The organism is Klebsiella sp. JN_Kp122, assembly GCF_040062085.1.
Classification (GTDB): Bacteria; Pseudomonadota; Gammaproteobacteria; order Enterobacterales; family Enterobacteriaceae; genus Klebsiella; species Klebsiella aerogenes.
Window position 1 is genome coordinate 282,392 of the sequence record NZ_JBEAHW010000048.1, and the last position, 17,129, is coordinate 299,520.

14 protein-coding genes are annotated in these 17,129 nt (G+C 58.6%); all 14 read left to right on the forward strand.

Annotated features, from left to right (window positions below):
- Positions 1–4: 4 nt before the first annotated feature.
- The 14 genes from tssK to ABLU78_RS23940 all read left to right on the forward strand — a co-directional run bounded on the left by tssK (position 5) and on the right by ABLU78_RS23940 (position 17,114).
- Positions 5–1,348, forward strand: a complete 1,344-nt coding sequence (gene tssK, locus ABLU78_RS23875; protein ID WP_032714779.1) for a type VI secretion system baseplate subunit TssK — start codon at positions 5–7, stop codon at positions 1,346–1,348.
- Positions 1,345–2,010: a type VI secretion system protein TssL, short form gene (gene tssL, locus ABLU78_RS23880; protein WP_048228915.1), complete on the forward strand. Its 666-nt coding sequence runs from the start codon at positions 1,345–1,347 to the stop codon at positions 2,008–2,010. Before tssK ends, tssL begins: the two co-directional genes overlap by 4 nt.
- Positions 2,007–3,689, forward strand: coding sequence for an OmpA family protein (locus ABLU78_RS23885; RefSeq protein WP_048228914.1), 1,683 nt, complete (start codon positions 2,007–2,009; stop codon positions 3,687–3,689). The genes tssL and ABLU78_RS23885 overlap by 4 nt, the downstream gene beginning before the upstream one ends.
- A 200-nt stretch (positions 3,690–3,889) precedes the next feature.
- Positions 3,890–6,268, forward strand: coding sequence for a type VI secretion system Vgr family protein (gene vgrG / locus ABLU78_RS23890; RefSeq protein ID WP_048228912.1), 2,379 nt, complete (start codon positions 3,890–3,892; stop codon positions 6,266–6,268).
- Between the two features lie 39 nt (positions 6,269–6,307).
- Entirely contained in the window at positions 6,308–6,565 is a 258-nt protein-coding gene (locus ABLU78_RS23895) for a PAAR domain-containing protein (RefSeq protein ID WP_015366096.1), read from the forward strand.
- The gene (locus tag ABLU78_RS23900) at positions 6,562–7,722 is read left to right on the forward strand and encodes a hypothetical protein (RefSeq protein WP_048228910.1); all 1,161 of its coding nucleotides are present in this window, start codon (positions 6,562–6,564) and stop codon (positions 7,720–7,722) included. Before ABLU78_RS23895 ends, ABLU78_RS23900 begins: the two co-directional genes overlap by 4 nt.
- 2 nt (positions 7,723–7,724) lie before the next feature.
- A complete protein-coding gene (locus ABLU78_RS23905; RefSeq protein WP_048228908.1) occupies positions 7,725–8,483 on the forward strand; it encodes a DUF4123 domain-containing protein in 759 nt (252 codons plus the stop codon).
- Between the two features lie 56 nt (positions 8,484–8,539).
- Entirely contained in the window at positions 8,540–9,109 is a 570-nt protein-coding gene (locus ABLU78_RS23910) for a DUF3304 domain-containing protein (RefSeq protein WP_048228906.1), read from the forward strand.
- Entirely contained in the window at positions 9,082–9,333 is a 252-nt protein-coding gene (locus ABLU78_RS23915; protein ID WP_048228905.1) for a hypothetical protein, read from the forward strand. Before ABLU78_RS23910 ends, ABLU78_RS23915 begins: the two co-directional genes overlap by 28 nt.
- A gap of 203 nt (positions 9,334–9,536) precedes the next feature.
- A complete protein-coding gene (locus ABLU78_RS23920; RefSeq protein ID WP_048228903.1) occupies positions 9,537–10,109 on the forward strand; it encodes a DUF3304 domain-containing protein in 573 nt (190 codons plus the stop codon).
- Positions 10,082–10,501, forward strand: a complete 420-nt coding sequence (locus ABLU78_RS23925) for a hypothetical protein (protein ID WP_348820669.1) — start codon at positions 10,082–10,084, stop codon at positions 10,499–10,501. Before ABLU78_RS23920 ends, ABLU78_RS23925 begins: the two co-directional genes overlap by 28 nt.
- 163 nt (positions 10,502–10,664) lie before the next feature.
- Complete coding sequence (locus tag ABLU78_RS23930) at positions 10,665–11,234, forward strand: DUF3304 domain-containing protein (protein ID WP_045387464.1); 570 nt, start codon at positions 10,665–10,667, stop codon at positions 11,232–11,234.
- Positions 11,207–13,633 (forward strand): DUF2235 domain-containing protein, encoded by a 2,427-nt coding sequence (locus tag ABLU78_RS23935; protein ID WP_048228899.1) that lies wholly within the window; start codon positions 11,207–11,209, stop codon positions 13,631–13,633. Before ABLU78_RS23930 ends, ABLU78_RS23935 begins: the two co-directional genes overlap by 28 nt.
- Positions 13,634–13,730: 97 nt before the next feature.
- Complete coding sequence (locus ABLU78_RS23940) at positions 13,731–17,114, forward strand: ImcF-related family protein (protein ID WP_048228898.1); 3,384 nt, start codon at positions 13,731–13,733, stop codon at positions 17,112–17,114.
- The last annotated feature ends 15 nt before the right edge of the window (positions 17,115–17,129 follow it).

The window sequence follows — 17,129 nt, forward strand, 5'->3', positions numbered from 1 at the left end:
TGCGATGAAGACATTACGACCACTGTGGGGCAGGGGCCAGATGATCTCCCCACAACATTTTCAACAACAGGTGAATCAGGCGGCCTGGCAAAGCGAATGTATCGCCCGTCTGGGCGTGATGAATCCCTGGGGGATTATCCGCGTCGAATTTGACGCCGCATTGCTAAAACAGGGGAAGCTGAAGGCCAGCCACCTCTACATACGCTTTCCTGATGGAACGCTTATCGACAGCGATAATGCTGATGCGCTGCCTGAGGTCATGGTGTTGCCGCAAGCGGAAAGCCGCGAATTAACGGTGGTGCTGGCGCTGCCTCATGAGCATGAAAACGGCGGCAACTGCCTGCAGATGGAACAACGCGCAGAGCGGCCGGTACGTTGGCGTTTGGCCTGGCGAGAAGTACGCAACAGATACGGCGAAGACAGTCGACAAATTGCGGTGATGCTTGCGCAACTGACGCTGCGCACAGCGGATGACAATAACGGCGATTATCAAACCGTCGCCGTCGCCAGATTACGTCGCGACAGTCAGGATTGCTGGTCGTTGGATGAGGACTTTATCCCGCCGCTGCTGAAAGTGTTGGCCAGCCGCTGGCTGCACGAACAAACGGAACAGCTGACGAATCAACTGGGTGTGCGCCTGCAACGCCTGATGGCCATGCGTAGGGAAAGCAACGCCAGGATGGCGGATTTTGCGGTAGCGGATGTATCGCTGTTTTGGCTGCTGAACGCGCTTAACAGCGCGGAGCCGGTGTTGAACCATTTCCTGCGCCATCCGCAGGTACATCCGGAACGGCTGTATGAAGCGCTGGCCAGCCTGGCGGGCAGCCTGTTGACCTTCTCCCTTGACCATACCACGGCGGATATTCCGCCCTATCGCCATCAGGCGTTGACGGAAGTCTTTCCACCGCTGTTCAAATTACTCGGCGTACTGCTCGAAGCCAGCCTGCCATCCCGGGTTGTGGCGATTGAAATGACGCACGATGACCGGCGTAAGCGCTGGCATGCCCGTCTGCACGATCCAAGGTTGCGCGAAGAGGCCGATTTTTATCTCTCGGTGCGTTCCGCGCTACCTGCGGCGCAACTGCTGGAGCAGTTTCCGCAACAGTGTAAAGCCGGTAGCCCCGATGAGGTTGACCGGGTGGTCAACGGTTCGCAGCCCGGCATTCCGCTGAAAGCCATGAGTCATGTTCCCGCCGCTATCCCGCTGCGCCTGGAGAATCAGTATTTCACCCTTGATATGACTCATCCGGCGGCGCAGGCGATGCTGGCGGAAGGGAGTTGCGTCTTTTACGTGCCCGGCCTGCTGGGCGACCCTGAACTCGAACTCTATGCGGTGCTGCGCTCATGACCCAGGATATCAATATTGATGCTCTGCTGGCGGATAGCTGGCTAACGGTGACGGAACTGCGCCTTGGCGCCAAACTGGCCGAGGGGGAGGGGAAACATCTCTGGCAGCGTTGTGTAGACAACATTGAACAGGTGATGGCGCAGCTGGTGACCGCTGATATCAGCGAGGCGAACCGTCAGCATATCCTCTATGCGTGGTGTGCGCTGCTGGATGAAACCGCGAAAGGGCGCAATGAGGAAGATGACGCCTGTATCGCCTGGTACGATCGGCCGCTTGAGGTTAAATATTTTGGCGGCATGGAAGCCGGAGATGCGCTCTATGAGCGCATCCGCCAGGTGCTGCGCGAGCCGGCGCCGGATAACGCCGTTCTGACTTGTTTCCATCGGGTGCTGGCGCTGGGGTTTAAGGGGCGGTATGGCCTCAATGATCCGGCGCGCACAGCGCTCGTCAGCGCGCTTGGCGAGCGGGTACCGCCGTTTGCGGGCGATCCTCAGCAGCCGATTCTGGCGAATCTATCCGGCCGCCGCGGTCTGGCAGACTGGTTGCGCCGTTGGCCGATTAGTATTGGCGTGTCGCTGGTGCTGGTGGCCGCGTTGTGGTTGGGGTTGAACTACTGGCTGGATGGCCTGGTCGCGGCGTTGCGACAGGGAGGCGGACAATGAGCGCGCGCTATCAGCGCCTGCTCTGGCTGTGGAGCGGTCTGCTGGTGGTGTTGATGATCCTGCTGTTTCTGCCGTTATCCACCGGTAGCCGGGTGCTGGCTGTTGGGTTGACGGCGGCGGGCGTAGCGGCCGGGCTGGTCTACGTCGGGCGCCAACAACGTGAACGGCCTGCGGATGCCGACTGGCTGGTTGAGCTACCGTCGGCGCCGTATCGACTGCCGATTGTGCTGGTTTGCGGCGACACGGCGGACTGGCCGGGAGAAGGAGCGGTTTACCGTACGGCTCAGGGGTGCTGGCTGAGAGTCGCCACCGCCGCGTTGCAGCAGACGGTGCGTTATGTGCGCAATGAGCGCCCGGCGCTCATCGCGCAACTGGCGGTGATGTTCTGCATGCAGCCGCAACAACATGATGATGACGCGGTGCTGGCGACGCGGCTACGCGAGTTGCGCTGGCAGCTTGCCCAGGTGCGGGGCGATACCCGTCGGGCGATACCGTTACTGCTGAACAGCTCTCTGTCCGGCGCATCGCTGGAACCGTTATGGCAGACAGCGCGTGCTGGAGAGACGTTGCAGGTGTGGCTGCCTGACGGCGTGCCGTGCAGCAGCGCAAGCTGGTTGATGCAGGCTGATGGCGCTCATCGCCTGGCGGCGCAGCTTAGGATAAATGCGCTTGCCCGCTTTACGCAGCAGATAGCGTTGAGCGTACTGACGGCGGCCACCGACGATGTTCCCCCGATCGCTCCGGCGGTCGTACTGTATCATTTCACGCCAGCCGGGGCGCCTGCCGTGGCGGATAATCTATGGCAGCGTTGGCTGTCTGAGCATACTTCCCTCAACTCACTACCGGGCTGGTTACCGGAAATTGCTGCAGAAACGCGGAAACTGCCGGATTTCATTTTACCGATACTGCCGCAGGGCGGCGGCACCACGCCGAAAAGCCGTGCTCTACGGCGGGCATTCTGTCTGTTCTCCCTCGCGGCCCTGATTGCGCTGTGCTGCAGCGCATGGAACAACCAGCAACTCCTCCAGCGGGTTGGTTTTGATGTTCAGCGCTATGAACGGACGGCGATGGACGACCATGCCGCAAAAGCCCGCGCCGTACAGATTTTGCGTCAGGATGCGGCGCAACTGGACGCCTTCGCGCGTGATGGCGCGCCGCTGGCGCTGGGCCTTGGGCTCTATCGCGGCGAGCGTCTGCGTCAGCCGGTACTGGCAGCAATTCGTTCCTACGTCCCTCCGCCTCCGCCGCCGAAAGCGGTAGAAAAAATCGTACCGAAAATTGTCCGTCTCGACAGCATGTCGCTATTCGACACCGGCAAGTGGACGCTTAAACCGGGGTCCACCAAGCTGCTGGTGAACTCGCTGGTGGGGATCAAAGCCAGGCCCGGTTGGCTAATCGTCATCGCCGGACATACCGACAGCGTAGGCGATGATAAATCCAACCAGACACTCTCCCTGAAGCGTGCCGAATCGGTGCGTAACTGGATGCGCGATACCGGCGACGTGCCGGAAAGCTGTTTTGCGGTGCAGGGTTATGGCGAAAGCCGTCCGGTTGCCAGCAACGATGCGCAGCAAGGCCGGGCGCTGAACCGCCGGGTCGAAATTAGCCTGGTGCCGCAGGCCGACGCCTGTCAGGTTTCGACGAACTCCGCTTCAACTCCGGCGGATGGCGCTTTCTAAACCGACCATCTCATGACTCTTCGTACGGACAGGTTTTCCTGTCCGTCGTTTTTGTTGCCGGGTACCGGGGTCAACACGATCTGCCCAACCTTGTGCGCTTTTGGGCTCCTTATCAACAGGAAACAGCGATGGGCGGTAGCGTGGCCGAAGGCGACGGAAGGGAGATAAAGAGCATGGCGTTTGATACAGGAAAATAAATCATGAGTGACATAAAGCCTCTGTTGTTCAACCACAGCCATCATCTGTTACAGGTGCATGGTTGTAACTCGTTGCTGGATGTTCTGTGCTTTGAAGGCGAGGAAAACTTAAGTGAGCCTTTCCGCTATACCATTGAATTTACCAGCAGCGATAAAGCTATCACCCCGCAGCAGATGTTGCTGCAAAACGCCTCGCTGACCTTGCAGGCGCCGGTTGACCAGGGATTTGGCATTAAGATCCAGCAGCCGGTGCGCGTTCTTCAGGGAGTGATCACCGCTTTTGAACGGCTTTCCACCGCAAAAGAGGAAACGCGCTACGCCTTGACGTTACAGCCGCGTCTGGCGCTACTGTCGAAGAGCCATCAGAACCGGATTTATCAGGATATGTCGGCGCCGCAGATTGTGGAGCACATTCTCAGAACCCGTCACCAGATGCGCGGGGAAGATTTTGTCTTTCAACTGGCGCATGAATACCCGCGCCGTGAACAGGTGATGCAGTACGGCGAGGACGATCTGACCTTTATCTCCCGCCTGTTGGGTGAAGTGGGGATCTGGTTTCGCTTTACCGCCGATACCCGGCTGAATATTGATGTGGCGGAGTTCTACGATGACCAGCAACACTACGAGACGGGACTGTTGTTGCCTTCGGTCGCTCCCTCCGGGCAGCATGACGGCGGGAGCGAATCGGTGTGGGACTTACAGAGCCGACACCACGTGGTTGAGCGTTCGGTCTTTACTCGTGACTATAACTACCGTAACGCGCCAGAGGATATGAATCTCAACGTCAATGTCAGCCGTGGCGATAGCACCACCTATGGTGAAGCCTATCACTGGGCGGACAACTATCTGACGCCGGGTAATCGCTTCCAGCATACTCCGGACCCGGAGAGCGGGGCCTTTTATGCCCGTATTCGTCATGAGCGTTATCTCAACCAGCAGACGCGGCTGAATGGGGAAACCAACTGCGCGGCGCTGGCTCCCGGCCAGCAGCTAAAAGTGAGCGGCGGCGAAGAGGTGACGGACGTCTGGCGGCAAGGGGTGGCGATCGCTGCGATTCACTGTCGCGCCCGTCGCGACCGCAGCTTCGTCATGACGTTTCAGGCTATTCCCTGCGTAGAGACTTACTGCTTTCGCCCGGCGGTCATCAGCAAACCCAGAATGGCCGGGACGCTGCCGGCGCGCGTCACCAGCACCAAAATCAACGATCTCTATGGCCATATCGATCGCGACGGACGTTATCGGGTGAACTTATTGTTCGATCGCGATCGCTGGCAGCCGGGGGAGGAAAGCCTGTGGGTGCGCCAGGCGCGCCCTTACGCCGGTGAAACCTTTGGCCTGCATCTGCCGTTGTTAGCGGGCACCGAAGTGGCGATCGCTTTTGAGCAGGGGGATCCCGATAGGCCCTATATTGCCGGCGCGCTGCACGACTCCACGCACCAGGACCTCGTGACGCTCTACAACTACAAGCGTAACGTGCTGCGCACGCCGGCGAACAACAAGATTCGCCTCGATGATACACGGGGTAAAGAGCACGTTAAGGTCAGCACCGAATATGGCGGCAAGAGCCAGCTCAACCTCGGCCACCTGGTGGATCATCAGAACACGCCACGCGGTGAGGGATTTGAGTTACGCACCGACAGCTACGGCGCGATCCGCGGCGGGAAGGGAATATTTATTACCGCCGATGAACAGCTGAAAGCGATGGGCGCGACCGTGGAAATGGATCCCGCGAGTCAATTGCTCGGCAGTGCCGTTGTTCAGCTCAACGACTGGCAGGAGATAGCCCGCACCCACTACAACACCCCGCCGGATGTCAGCACGTTAAAGCAGTTCGTCGGCAAAGCCGTCAACCTGGCGAGCCCCGTCCTGCTGATGAGCGCGCCGAAAGGCATCGGCATCGTGACGGCGGAAACGACGCTGCTACAGAGTGGTAAAGGGTTGTACCTGCAAAGCGCCAGCGATATTGCGCTGGCCGGCGGCAACCGGCTGTCGGTGAATAGCAAAAACGCAATCTCGCTGCTTTCCCACCGCGAAGGGATGCGTATGGTATCGGTGAAAGGACCGCTGGAGATAGAGTCGCACGGCGACACACTGGCGCTCACTTCACTGAAGGATATTACCGTTCAGTCAACGCAGGGACATCTGCAGCTTACCGCCAAAAATGGCATCACCCTGGGCTGCGGCGGCGGCTACATTCGCCTGACGCCGCAGGGAGAAATCCATCTTCACAGCCCGAGTCTGCTCAGTTTTAAAGGCACGCATAAGATGCAGGGGCCGGCCGGCGAGACGTTTCCGCTTCCCGATCTTCCCACATCGATATGTAAAGACTGCCTGATTCGTGCGCAAGAGCTGGCTCAGGCTTTTGTACCACGTGCCGCCTGACAATCGCTCATTGATATAACTTACCCGGAGGAACAGATCTTGAAACCCATTATTCGGCAGGGTGATACCTTGCGTGAGCATGGCGGTACGGTGATCGGCGGCCATTATCTCTGTTTTGGTAAAGGCATCGCCTGCAAAGGCGACCAGGTGAGCTGCAATGAACATGGCCTGACGGTCATAGCCGAAGGAAGCTCGCTGTATGAAGTGGATGGTTCTCCGGTGGCTCTTGACGGGCATCATTGCGCCTGCGGCTGTACGCTGGTGAGTTCACGCCCTGATTGCGAAGTCGCGCTATGAGACAGCTAACCGACTATCTGCCTTACAAAACCGCCACGCCGCCCCACAACGGACGGTGGTTGTCCGTCGGCGCGGGGATGACGCTTATCAGCGGAGGAGGCGCGGCGTTAATGCCTGCCGAAGCGCGTGGCGGGGCGTTAATAACCGTCGCAATCGTTAGCGCCATGCTTTTGGTCCTCATCATCTGGATGCTGCGTCTGCTTTATTACCGCCTGTCGGTTCACTACACCCAGTACTACCAGCGGTTGATCGATTTCGATCATCAAACGTGGTGGGCCCGGCATCAATATAGCGTTGGGCTGGTGGAAACGGTGCTGCTGGGGCCGGTGGGATGTGAACCCGAGCGCTGGCAGACGCTGCTGAAGCGAGAACATCAGCCGCCAAAAGAGAAACTGGAGTCCGGTGCGCGGGCGCTGCGACTGATCCACTCGGACATCGTCGATATCGACCTGCGTGAACAGCAGCTAGCCCGAATGCTGGCGCAACAATGGCTGGCGCAACGTGGCGAACATCAACTTCCCGGCCTGAGCGGCTGTTACTGGCAGGGCAGCGAACCGGCGTGGCGAGAATTTTGCGCCGAGCTGCGCAAGCGCTGTCCCACCGCTCAGTTGCCGCATATGGCGGAACCCTGGCAGGGCGAGGCCAGCTTATCGGAGATTACCGCGCGCATTAATGAGTCCGGCGACGAATGTTTCATTCTGGTGGCGGGGTGCCAGTCGGTGGCGGCGACGGCGGATTCGGCGAGACCGGCGGGGGAATCCGCCGTGCTCTGGTTACTGGCCCGGGAGGGGGAGGCGCGGCTGACCCGCGGCGAGGTTTATGAAGGCGCCGCGGTGGAAAATATCCAGCAGGTCTGTCAGCGGGCAATGCAGCAAAGCGGGGCTGAACGTCCGCCCGATCCCTGTATCGCATTCACACAACCGCAAATCCCGGAACTGGCGCAAAGCGGCTGGAACAGCAACCAACTGCTGCAGGATGAAAACTGGGGTGAGACGGGGCAGATGGAGCAGCTCATCACCATCGCACTGGCGGCGATATTTGCCCGCCACTTTCATCAGCCTTGCGGCTGGATCGCCCGCGATCCGCGTCACCCTCTCTCACTAGGCATCGTCACCGCAGCAGTCCCGTCACCGCAACCTCAAGACAAGAAGGAATGAACATGTCGTTAATGAATCAGGAATGGATGAGCAAGCTGGAACAATTTGCGCGCAAACTCGCGCTGCGCGACGTCTATCTCATTGCCGATCAAGGCGTTTTAGACAACCCGTTATTGGATGGCTTAAATAGACTTTCTCCTCCGGTGCAGTGGTTCTCACTCTATCAGGGGCAACCGGAAGAGCCGCTGCTGGAGATGGCGCCTTTATTGATGCGGCTGGAGCCAGCCTGCTGGCAGCATCGTCAGTGGATCGCCGATCTGATCGCCGCATTTTCCTGCAAGCCGGGTCTGCTGATCTTCCTCTCACCGCTGAGTTTTTCAACGCTCGCCGCCCACCTGCGCAACCTGGCCGACGGCGCATGGGAAGACCGTTCTGGCCTGGTGCGTTATTACGATACCCGTATGTTCCCGTTGCTGATGCAGCATGTGCTCACTGAAGAGCAAAAAGCATGGTTTTTAGAACCGGTTTATGTCTGGAGCTATCGCGATAGAGACAACAAGATCTGCTGGCTGGAAGGCGAGTGCTCGCCTGTTCAGGCAACGATCCCGGAGGCGATCAAGATTAATTTCAGCGATGAGCAAATGATGAAACTGGATGTCGCTATCGATGCCCAGCAATTTACGGTTTCTGAAAAATTCAGCACCTTTTTTACCACCCAGGAGGACAAATTTAACACCCTTTGGCAGCTCGGCTGGCAGGCGCATCAGCAGAATTTTATCGGCGATTTAGCTTCCTGGTTCGAAAGCCACTTTAAGGAATGAAATATCCTCCCTTTTGATCATCAATAGGCGATTATCAGTTCTGTAAGGACACATTAATGATAAAGCATATCCGTATTTTGCCCAGCGGGCTGGCGGTGCTGGCCGCCGTTTTTCTCTACCTGCTGACGGCCTGTCGCGATCACAGTCGCGACGGCATGAGCGCCGCCGACATAGCTGTCTTAAACCACGGTCCGGACGCCATCGTTTCGGTGGAGGTCAACGGCTACGGCGGGCCAAGAGCGAACTCCTACGGCGGCGGCGGCGGCTTCTGCTGTGTGATGGTGCCAGATGTCTGGCGTCCGGGCCTGACGGCAAAAATCACCTGGACCTCTGACCCTAACTCCTGGATGAAATCCAGTGAGATGCCGGATGATTATGAAACTCACTATCAGAAACATGGGCCGATTACTGTCCCTATCGAACGTTGGGATAAAGAACAAGGATGCGGCTTTGATGTGCATATTTTCCCCTGTGATAAGGTGCGGATAGTGCGTTCCTGCTATGGTCGAGCGGCCCCTGAATATCCGATACAGCCTGAGACTGACGGACTAAAAAAAGCGCAAAACGTGCTTATAAATCATATCAAGGAGGAGATCGTATGTCCGACACCGCAGACTCCACGCTGAATGCCCTGAAGGCGCTTATTGCGGCCTTCCAGACCGGTGCCACTCCGGTCGCTGTTAAAACCTCCACCGCAGAAGCGGCCAGCTTACCACCGAAGTTTCCCGGGCCGGATGATGAAAAGGAGAAAACGCCCGCGGATAACTCCACGCAGCAGAAAACCGAATACAACAAGCGCGGCCGTCTGCCGGCGAGCAGAACGCAGACCGAAGGAAACTATGCCTCTTAGCATACACAATTCGCTGTTGACTAATATTGCCCGGCTCTAGCCTCTGGAAAACCGGTATTAATGTCTGTAGCGGCCCATTTTATTTGACCGCTACAAATATCATTACCAGTTATATATGGGGGTTCATCTATTAGCATAAATACAAGCATTTAATGACGTCATTTATTAATAAGTCATCACTTTAAATTTGTAAGGACACATCAATGATAAAGCATATCCGTATTTTGCCCGGCGGGCTGGCGGTGCTGGCCGCCGTTTTGTTCTGCCTGCTGACGGCCTGTCGCGACCACAGTCGTGACGGCATGAGCGGCGCCGATTTAAACCTCTACAATCACGGTCCGGATGCCATCGTTTCGGTGCAGGTGAATGGCTACGGCGGGCCAGGCGCTAACTCCTACGGCGGCGGCGGCGGCTTCTGCTGTGTGATGGTGCCTGATGTCTGGCGCCCGGGGCTGACGGCAAAAATTACCTGGACCTCCGATCCCAATTACTGGATGAAATCCAGTGAGATGCCGGATGATTATGAAACTCACTATCAGCGCCATGGGCCGATTATTGTACCTATTGAACGTTGGGAAAAGGGACAGGCTTGCGGCTTTGACGTGCATATTTTCCCCTGCGATAAGGTGCGGATAGTGCGTTCCTGCATCCCGCCGGGACAGCCGGGATATCCGGTACCCCAGTCGCCGCCAGACTGGAAGGAAAGAGCCAAAAATATACTTTATAAACATATCAAGGAGGAGATCGTATGTCCGATAACGCAGACTCCACGCTGAATGCCCTCAAGGCGCTCATTGCCGCCTTTCAGACCGGCGCCACTCCGGTTACGGTTAAAGCTTCCACCGCGGAAGCCGCCAGTTTACCGCCGAAGTTTCCCGGACCGGATGACAAAAAGCCCACGGATAAAACCATGCAGCAGAAAACCGAATACAACGAGCGCGGCCGCCTGCCGGCGAGCAGAACGCAGACCGAAGGTAACTACGCCAGGCAGTACCTGGAAGGATATGTCGGGGAGTCAGAAGATCCCTCGGACAAAAAAACGGAACCGGGCTGCCCGGCCAGCCTGCATATCAGCCTGTTCTTCGACGGTACCTGTTGTAATGAAGAAGGGGCTGATGAGGTCTACGGTTCGCGAAACCCGCCGCTGACCAATATTGCTCGGCTCTAACCTCTGGAAAACTGGTATTAATGTCTGTAGCGGCCAATTTTATTTGACCGCTACAAATATCATTACCAGTTATATATGGGGGTTCATCTATTAGCATAAATACAAGCATTTAATGACGTCATTTATTAATAAGTCATCACTTTATATTTGTAAGGACACATCAATGATAAAGCATATCCGTATTTTACCCGGCGGACTGGCGGTGCTGGCCGCCGTTTTGTTCTGCCTGCTGACGGCCTGCCGCGATCACAGTCGCGACGGGATGAGCGGCGCTGATATAAACGTCTTAAACCACGGTCCGGATGCCATTGTCTCGTTGCAGGTGAACGGCTATGGGGGACCAAGGGCCAATTCCTACGGCGGCGGCGGCGGCTTCTGCTGTGTGATGGTGCCTGATGTCTGGCGTCCGGGACTGACGGCAAAAATTACCTGGACTTCCGATCCTAATTCCTGGATGAAAATAAGCGATATGCCTGACAACTATTCACAATACTATCAGCGCCATGGACCGATTACCGTGCCTATTGAGCGCTGGGAGAAAGGGCAGGGTTGCGGCTTTGAAGTGCATGTCTTTCCCTGCGATAAGGTAAGAATTGTACGTTCCTGTTACGGTCGTTCATCTCCGGAATATCCGATACAGCGTGCGCCCGATGAGGATAAAAAAGCAGATAACGTCATTTTTAAACATATCAAGGAGGAAGTCGTATGTCCGACACCGCAGACTCCACGCTGAATGCCCTGAAGGCGCTTATTGCGGCCTTTCAGACCGGTGCCACTCCGGTCGCGGTCAAAACCTCCACCGCAGAAGCGGCCAGCCTACCGCCAAAGTTTCCCGGGCCGGATGACAAAAAGCCCGCGGATAACTCTGCGCGGCAGAAAACCGAATACAACGAGCGCGGGCGCCTGCCGGCGAGCAGAACGCAGACCGAAGGCAACTACGCCAGGCAGTACCTGGAGGGATATGTCGGGGAGTCCGAAGATCCCTCGGACAAAAAAACGGAACCGGGCTGCCCGGCCAGCCTGCATATCAGCCTGTTCTTCGACGGTACCTGTTGTAATGAAGAAGATGGTGATGAAGTGTACGGCTCGCGAAACCCGCCGCTGACCAATATCGGCCGCCTCTACCATGCGGCAAACTGGTTAGATAAGGCGGAGGATGATGGTTACTTCAGTTATTACTTTCCCGGCTGTGGAGCGCGCTTTCCGGAGATTGGTGAAGAGCACTACTCGCTGGACGGCGAGCTGTTTGCCAACGGCGGTGAGGACCGTATCAACCAGGCGCTGCTTAAAACCTACAGCAGCATCTGCTATGCGGTGAATAAAAAGGCAATTGAGGACAGCGAACTGGATATCTTTCGGCCTCAGATGGCCACCGTCTGGCCCTTCTCGCGGCTGACCCAGAAGTTCAACCGTAAAAGCGCGCTTGACAAATTCTGCGACGACCATCTGGGGGCTGTGGTCAACCAGTGGCCGAGGCAGCCGACGCGGCTGCATATCCAGCGCTCGCAGCGGCGCATCGCCAAAATCAAGCTCTTTGTCTACGGCTACTGCCGGGGGGCCTCCACCGCCCGCGCCTTCGCCCGCGGGCTGGAGTCGCTGCTCGATGATGCAAAGATGCCGCTCGATGCGACAAATATGCTGCCGGCGGGCACCGTGGTACCCGGCGGCCCGACCCTGATGGGCATCCCCATCAGTATCGAGTTTATGGGGCTGCTGGATTCGGTCTCCGCGGTTGGCGTGCCGCATATCCTGCCGTCGGCCACCGGTCATCTGGGCTGGGCGGCCAACAGCCTGCGGCTGCCGGCCACCAAAGGCTTCTTAAAAAGCTGCTACCACTTTGTCGCCGGCCACGAGCAGCACGGCGACCTGCCGCTGGATTCCATCCGCGGTCCGGACGGTAAATATCCTGCCGGGGCGGTGGAGGTGGTCTACCCCGGGATGCATGCCGATATCGGCGGCGACTGTAAACCCACAGAACTCGGTAAGGTGCAGACCGATGCCGCCAGCCTGCTGTCAAAGATTGTGCTGCACGATATGTATGCCGCCGCCTTCGATGCCGGAGCGCCGCTGAGCGTACCTGAGGAGGTATTGCCCGGCGGCGCCAAAGGTAAAAAATATCGGGTAATGCAAGGGGATGTCGCAGATCAATTCAAAATCTCCGCCCAGGCGATCGCCCTGTTTAACGCCTGGCAGCAGGCCGGGGCGCAGCAGGCGGGGGCGAAGAGCGAAACGCCGGCCGTCAACGAAGCAGAGGTGGTGGCCATCGCCGTAGCTCAGGGCCGGGATCCGGTCGCCGCGCTGAAGGCGGCTCACGACAAGGCGGATGGCGATAAGGCGAAAGCCGCGGCCGCCGCCGCGAAGCCGCCGGAGAACGGCCCGCTGGGCAAGCTGCCGGATCCGGTGTATGTGCCGCTGAAGGCCAAAGCGCTGGAGGTGATGCTGGCGGACCAGCTGAGCTGGATTACCGCCTGGCGCACCGAGCGCTTTGCCAGCCCGCAATACGCCGATAAGTATTATCAGCGTAAGCCTTTTTATCAGCAGGCGCTGAATGAGCAGACCGGCGCGCTGCCGTCGGCGGCGGCGCCCGCGGAAAGCGAAGGGCCGCGTGAAGTGCCGTTTATCGATAAGGATCGGCTGGACCGCGCGGCGTGGGGCTATGACTTTGCCCATACCGGTATCGTGGCGCTGCTGGCCCAGGTGCTGCTGGATGTGATCCCCACCACGCAGACCAACCAGCTCGGTGGTCCGCTGGTGGCGGCGCAGGAGTCGGAATATATCCAGATCAAGAAAAGCGGCGATGCCCGGCGGGCGGCGCTGATGGGCTCGCCGACGATGCTGGATTTTTACGATAACTACGTGCATGACACGCTGGCTAAATATAATCACGACCCGCTGCACTCCTCGTTTTCACACGGTTATTTTGCGTCGCGGACGATTTACGATAACGATGACGATACGTGGGATTCGGTGAAACAATTTGGCCAGCGGGTAAAAGCGATTATAGATATTAATGTTGGCGATATATTAGTGCAGGCGCGAACGGATATGAAAGATCTGAATACGGTATCGGGCGTGTTGGGTAAAATATATCGCGATATAAAAAGCGAGGCTTTTAAAATACTGCTGCCTTAATTCGTTATCGCCATATTCATTATATCCGCTAAGTATCCTTAATAACGCTATACGGGCGTGATGATGCACGCCCGTGGCTAAGGGAATCATCAATTTTATGTTCAAGGAAAAAAATGCCGCGGTAATGACCGTAGCGGCTACCGCGACCCTGTGTCTTGCCGTCTGGACAATTGTGGTCCTGCTGAGCGGTCTGGGATGGTGGAACTGGCACGCCAACCGCACGCTGCAGTGGACGGCGATCCGCGAGATAGTGACCGTCTGTGGCCTGATCTGGGCGTATGGTCTCTGTCTCTGGATACTGGGCTTTATTGCTTTCCACCTGTTTATCAGGCAAAAAGCCGATGGGCAACAGCGTCAGACGCGGACTTTTATTAGCCAGCAGACAAAACCGGCGCAGCCGTTTGCGTCCTTAAAGCACTTTCTCCGTCGCCGCTACGGCCGATTGTGGCGCAATAAGGTCCGCCTGCTGTGGGTCGCTGGCGAGGCGGCGCAGATTGCCGCCATCGCTCCAGGCCTTGCGCAACAGCAATGGCTGGAGGGCCGCGGTACGGTGCTAATTCACGGCGGTAGCCTGTCGGCGACTGTGGATAACGAGCGGCTCAGCGCCCTGCGTCGGCTGCGCGGCCGCCGGCCGCTGGATGGTATCGTGCTGGCGCTGGACAATGCTCAGGCCACCGCCGCGACCCTGGACGGGTATTTGCGTACGCTGGAGCAGGTTACGCAGGTCCTGTGCTACCAGCCGCCGGTCTATCTGTGGCAACTCCACGACAGCGACTGGCCGCAGGATACGCGCATTACCCAGACCCTGGGGGCGTTGTTCCCGCCGCGGGCCGTCCCGCAGGATGTTGAACGGCAGCTTCGCGCCATTCTGCCCGCCATGCTGGCGCAGGGGACCCAGCAGTTGTGCGCTGATTCGTCCCACGATTACCTGCTGCGTGTCGCTAAATGGCTGAAGGAGGGCGGTATCAGCGGCTGGAAGACGCTACTGACGCCGTGTCTTACCGGGCATCTGCAACAGATCCCGCTCCGCGGTCTGCTGTTCAGCCCCTCGTTAAAGGCGGAAGAAGCGGTGGACAATGGACTCTATCCCCACCGTTGGCCGGCCCCGGCCGTCTGGCAGGGGATCATCGCAGACTGCGGCCGCGCGCGCGGCGTGCCGGTGGGGGTGGCGTGGCGCCGCTCCCTCGGCGTCGGCCTGCTGACGCTGATTGCTCTGTGGGCGGCGGGAAGCCTGCTCTCTTTTATCGTCAACCGCCAGCAAATTGTCAGCGCCACCCAGCGGGTACAGCTGCTGCGGCAGCCCGTCGTTAACGACCAGCAGCTGATCGATTTGCAGGTGCTGCGCAACGATATCGGCCGTCTACAGAATCAGCTCGCCAACGGCGCGCCCTGGTATCAGCGCTTTGGTCTTAATCATAATGCGCCGCTTTCTGCCGCGCTGCTGCCGTGGTATGGGCGGGCTAACCAGCGTCTGATCCGCGACGCCGCGGCAGAAGCGCTCACCCGGCAACTGACGGTGTTGGTCAACCTACCGCCGCGCAGCCCGCAGCGGGCGCAGCTGGCGAAAGCGGGTTATGACCAGTTAAAGGCCTATCTGATGATGGCGCGTCCGGACAAAGCCGATGCGGCGTTTTACCGCCAGGCAATGACCGCCGCGCAGCAGACGCGTCAGGGAGTCGCCCCGGCGCTATGGCAGAGCATCGCCCCCGATTTATGGGGCTTCTATATGGACAACTTGCCATCGCAGCCGACGTGGAGAATCACCCCGGACGCCGCGCTGGTGACGCAAGCGCGTCAGGTGCTGCTGGCGCAAATCGGGCGGCGCAACGCCGAAAGCACGCTTTACGAGAACATGCTGCTGCAGGTGCGCCGTAACTATGCCGACATGACGCTGGAAGACATGACGCCGCAGACCAATGCGAGCCGGTTGTTTACCACGGAAGAGGTGGTGCCGGGGATGTTTACCCGTCAGGCGTGGGAGGGCGGCGTGCGCGAGGCGATCGATAAGGCGGTGGCGACCAGGCGCGATGAGATCGACTGGGTGCTGAGCGATAGCCGCCAGACCGTCAGCGGCGACGTCTCCCCGGAGGCGTTGAAACAGCGGCTGACCGATCGCTATTTCACCGATTTCGCCGGGGCGTGGCTGGGTTTTCTCAATAGCATCCGCTTGAATCCGGCGCGCAATATTGCCGATGTGACCGATCAGCTGACGTTGGCGGGCGACGTTCGTCAGTCGCCGCTGATTGCGTTGATGAATACCCTTACCTGGCAGGGGCAGACCGGGCAGCAGCGTGAGGGCGTGGCGGATTCGCTGGTGAAATCGGCAAAAAATCTACTCGATAAGGATAAGCAGCCGTTTATCGACCAGCAGGCCGGCGGCGCGCGCGGCCCGCTGGAGAGTACCTTTGGGCCGCTGCTGGCGCTGATGGGCAAAAATCCCTCTCAAAGCGTGGTCGCCGCAGACAGCACCCTCAGTTTACAGACCTGGCTGACGCGCCTGACCCGCGTACGCCTGCGGCTCCAGCAGGTGGCAAACGCCCCCGACCCGCAGGCGATGATGCAGCAGCTGGCGCAGACCGTGTTCCAGGGTAAAAGCGTCGACCTGACCGACACCCAGGAGTACGGCAGCCTGGTGGCGGCCAGCCTCGGCGAAGAGTGGAGCGGTTTCGGCCAGACCATGTTCGTCCAGCCGCTGACGCAGGCCTGGGAAACGGTGCTGCAGCCATCGGCTGCCAGCCTGAACGAGGCGTGGCAGCGTTCTGTGGTCGCTAACTGGCATTCGGCTTTCGACGGCCGCTATCCGTTTGCCGCGGGCAAAAACGATGTCTCGCTACCGATGCTGGCGGCATTCATCCGTCGCGATAGCGGGCGAATCGACCAGTTTCTTGCCCGACAGTTGGGCGGCGTGCTCAACCGGGAGGGTAGCCGCTGGGTGGCCGATAGCGCGCACAGTCAGGGGCTGACTTTCAATCCGGCCTTCCTGAAGGCGATTAATCAACTGAGTTCCTTGTCCGACATCCTGTTTACCGACGGCAGTCAGGGAATGGGGTTTGAACTACAGGGGGTGGCGACGCCGGGCATTGTTGAAACGCAACTCACCCTCGACGGCCAGAATCTGCACTACTTTAACCAGCTTGCCGAATGGAAAAGTTTCCGCTGGCCGGGGACTATCAACAAACCCGGCGCGATGCTGAGCTGGAGCTCAGTGGCGGCGGGCGCCCGGCTATTGGCGAACGACAGCGGCCCGTGGGGCACGCTGCGTATGCTGGAGAGAATGAAGCGCCAGCAGATCGGCGATGGGCTGTTTCGTCTGACGGTCAATACGCCGGATAACCGGCAACTGCAGTGGCTGCTGCGTACCGAACTCGGCGATGGCCCGCTGGCGTTGCTGAAACTGCGAAACTTCACGTTGCCGACACAGATTTTCATCGTGGAGGCCCACCGAGCAGAACCGTTTGCCGACGGTGACGTAGAGGAATAAGGGGCGACATTCACT

Bases quoted from the DNA above. Each gene is read 5' to 3' on its own strand.
- tssK (WP_032714779.1), top strand. From the start codon at position 5: ATGAAGACATTACGACCACTGTGGGGCAGGGGCCAGATGATCTCCCCA.
- tssL (WP_048228915.1), top strand. From the start codon at position 1,345: ATGACCCAGGATATCAATATTGATGCTCTGCTGGCGGATAGCTGGCTA.
- ABLU78_RS23885 (WP_048228914.1), top strand. From the start codon at position 2,007: ATGAGCGCGCGCTATCAGCGCCTGCTCTGGCTGTGGAGCGGTCTGCTG.
- vgrG (WP_048228912.1), top strand. From the start codon at position 3,890: ATGAGTGACATAAAGCCTCTGTTGTTCAACCACAGCCATCATCTGTTA.
- ABLU78_RS23900 (WP_048228910.1), top strand. From the start codon at position 6,562: ATGAGACAGCTAACCGACTATCTGCCTTACAAAACCGCCACGCCGCCC.
- ABLU78_RS23905 (WP_048228908.1), top strand. From the start codon at position 7,725: ATGTCGTTAATGAATCAGGAATGGATGAGCAAGCTGGAACAATTTGCG.
- ABLU78_RS23910 (WP_048228906.1), top strand. From the start codon at position 8,540: ATGATAAAGCATATCCGTATTTTGCCCAGCGGGCTGGCGGTGCTGGCC.
- ABLU78_RS23915 (WP_048228905.1), top strand. From the start codon at position 9,082: ATGTCCGACACCGCAGACTCCACGCTGAATGCCCTGAAGGCGCTTATT.
- ABLU78_RS23920 (WP_048228903.1), top strand. From the start codon at position 9,537: ATGATAAAGCATATCCGTATTTTGCCCGGCGGGCTGGCGGTGCTGGCC.
- ABLU78_RS23925 (WP_348820669.1), top strand. From the start codon at position 10,082: ATGTCCGATAACGCAGACTCCACGCTGAATGCCCTCAAGGCGCTCATT.
- ABLU78_RS23930 (WP_045387464.1), top strand. From the start codon at position 10,665: ATGATAAAGCATATCCGTATTTTACCCGGCGGACTGGCGGTGCTGGCC.
- ABLU78_RS23935 (WP_048228899.1), top strand. From the start codon at position 11,207: ATGTCCGACACCGCAGACTCCACGCTGAATGCCCTGAAGGCGCTTATT.
- ABLU78_RS23940 (WP_048228898.1), top strand. From the start codon at position 13,731: ATGTTCAAGGAAAAAAATGCCGCGGTAATGACCGTAGCGGCTACCGCG.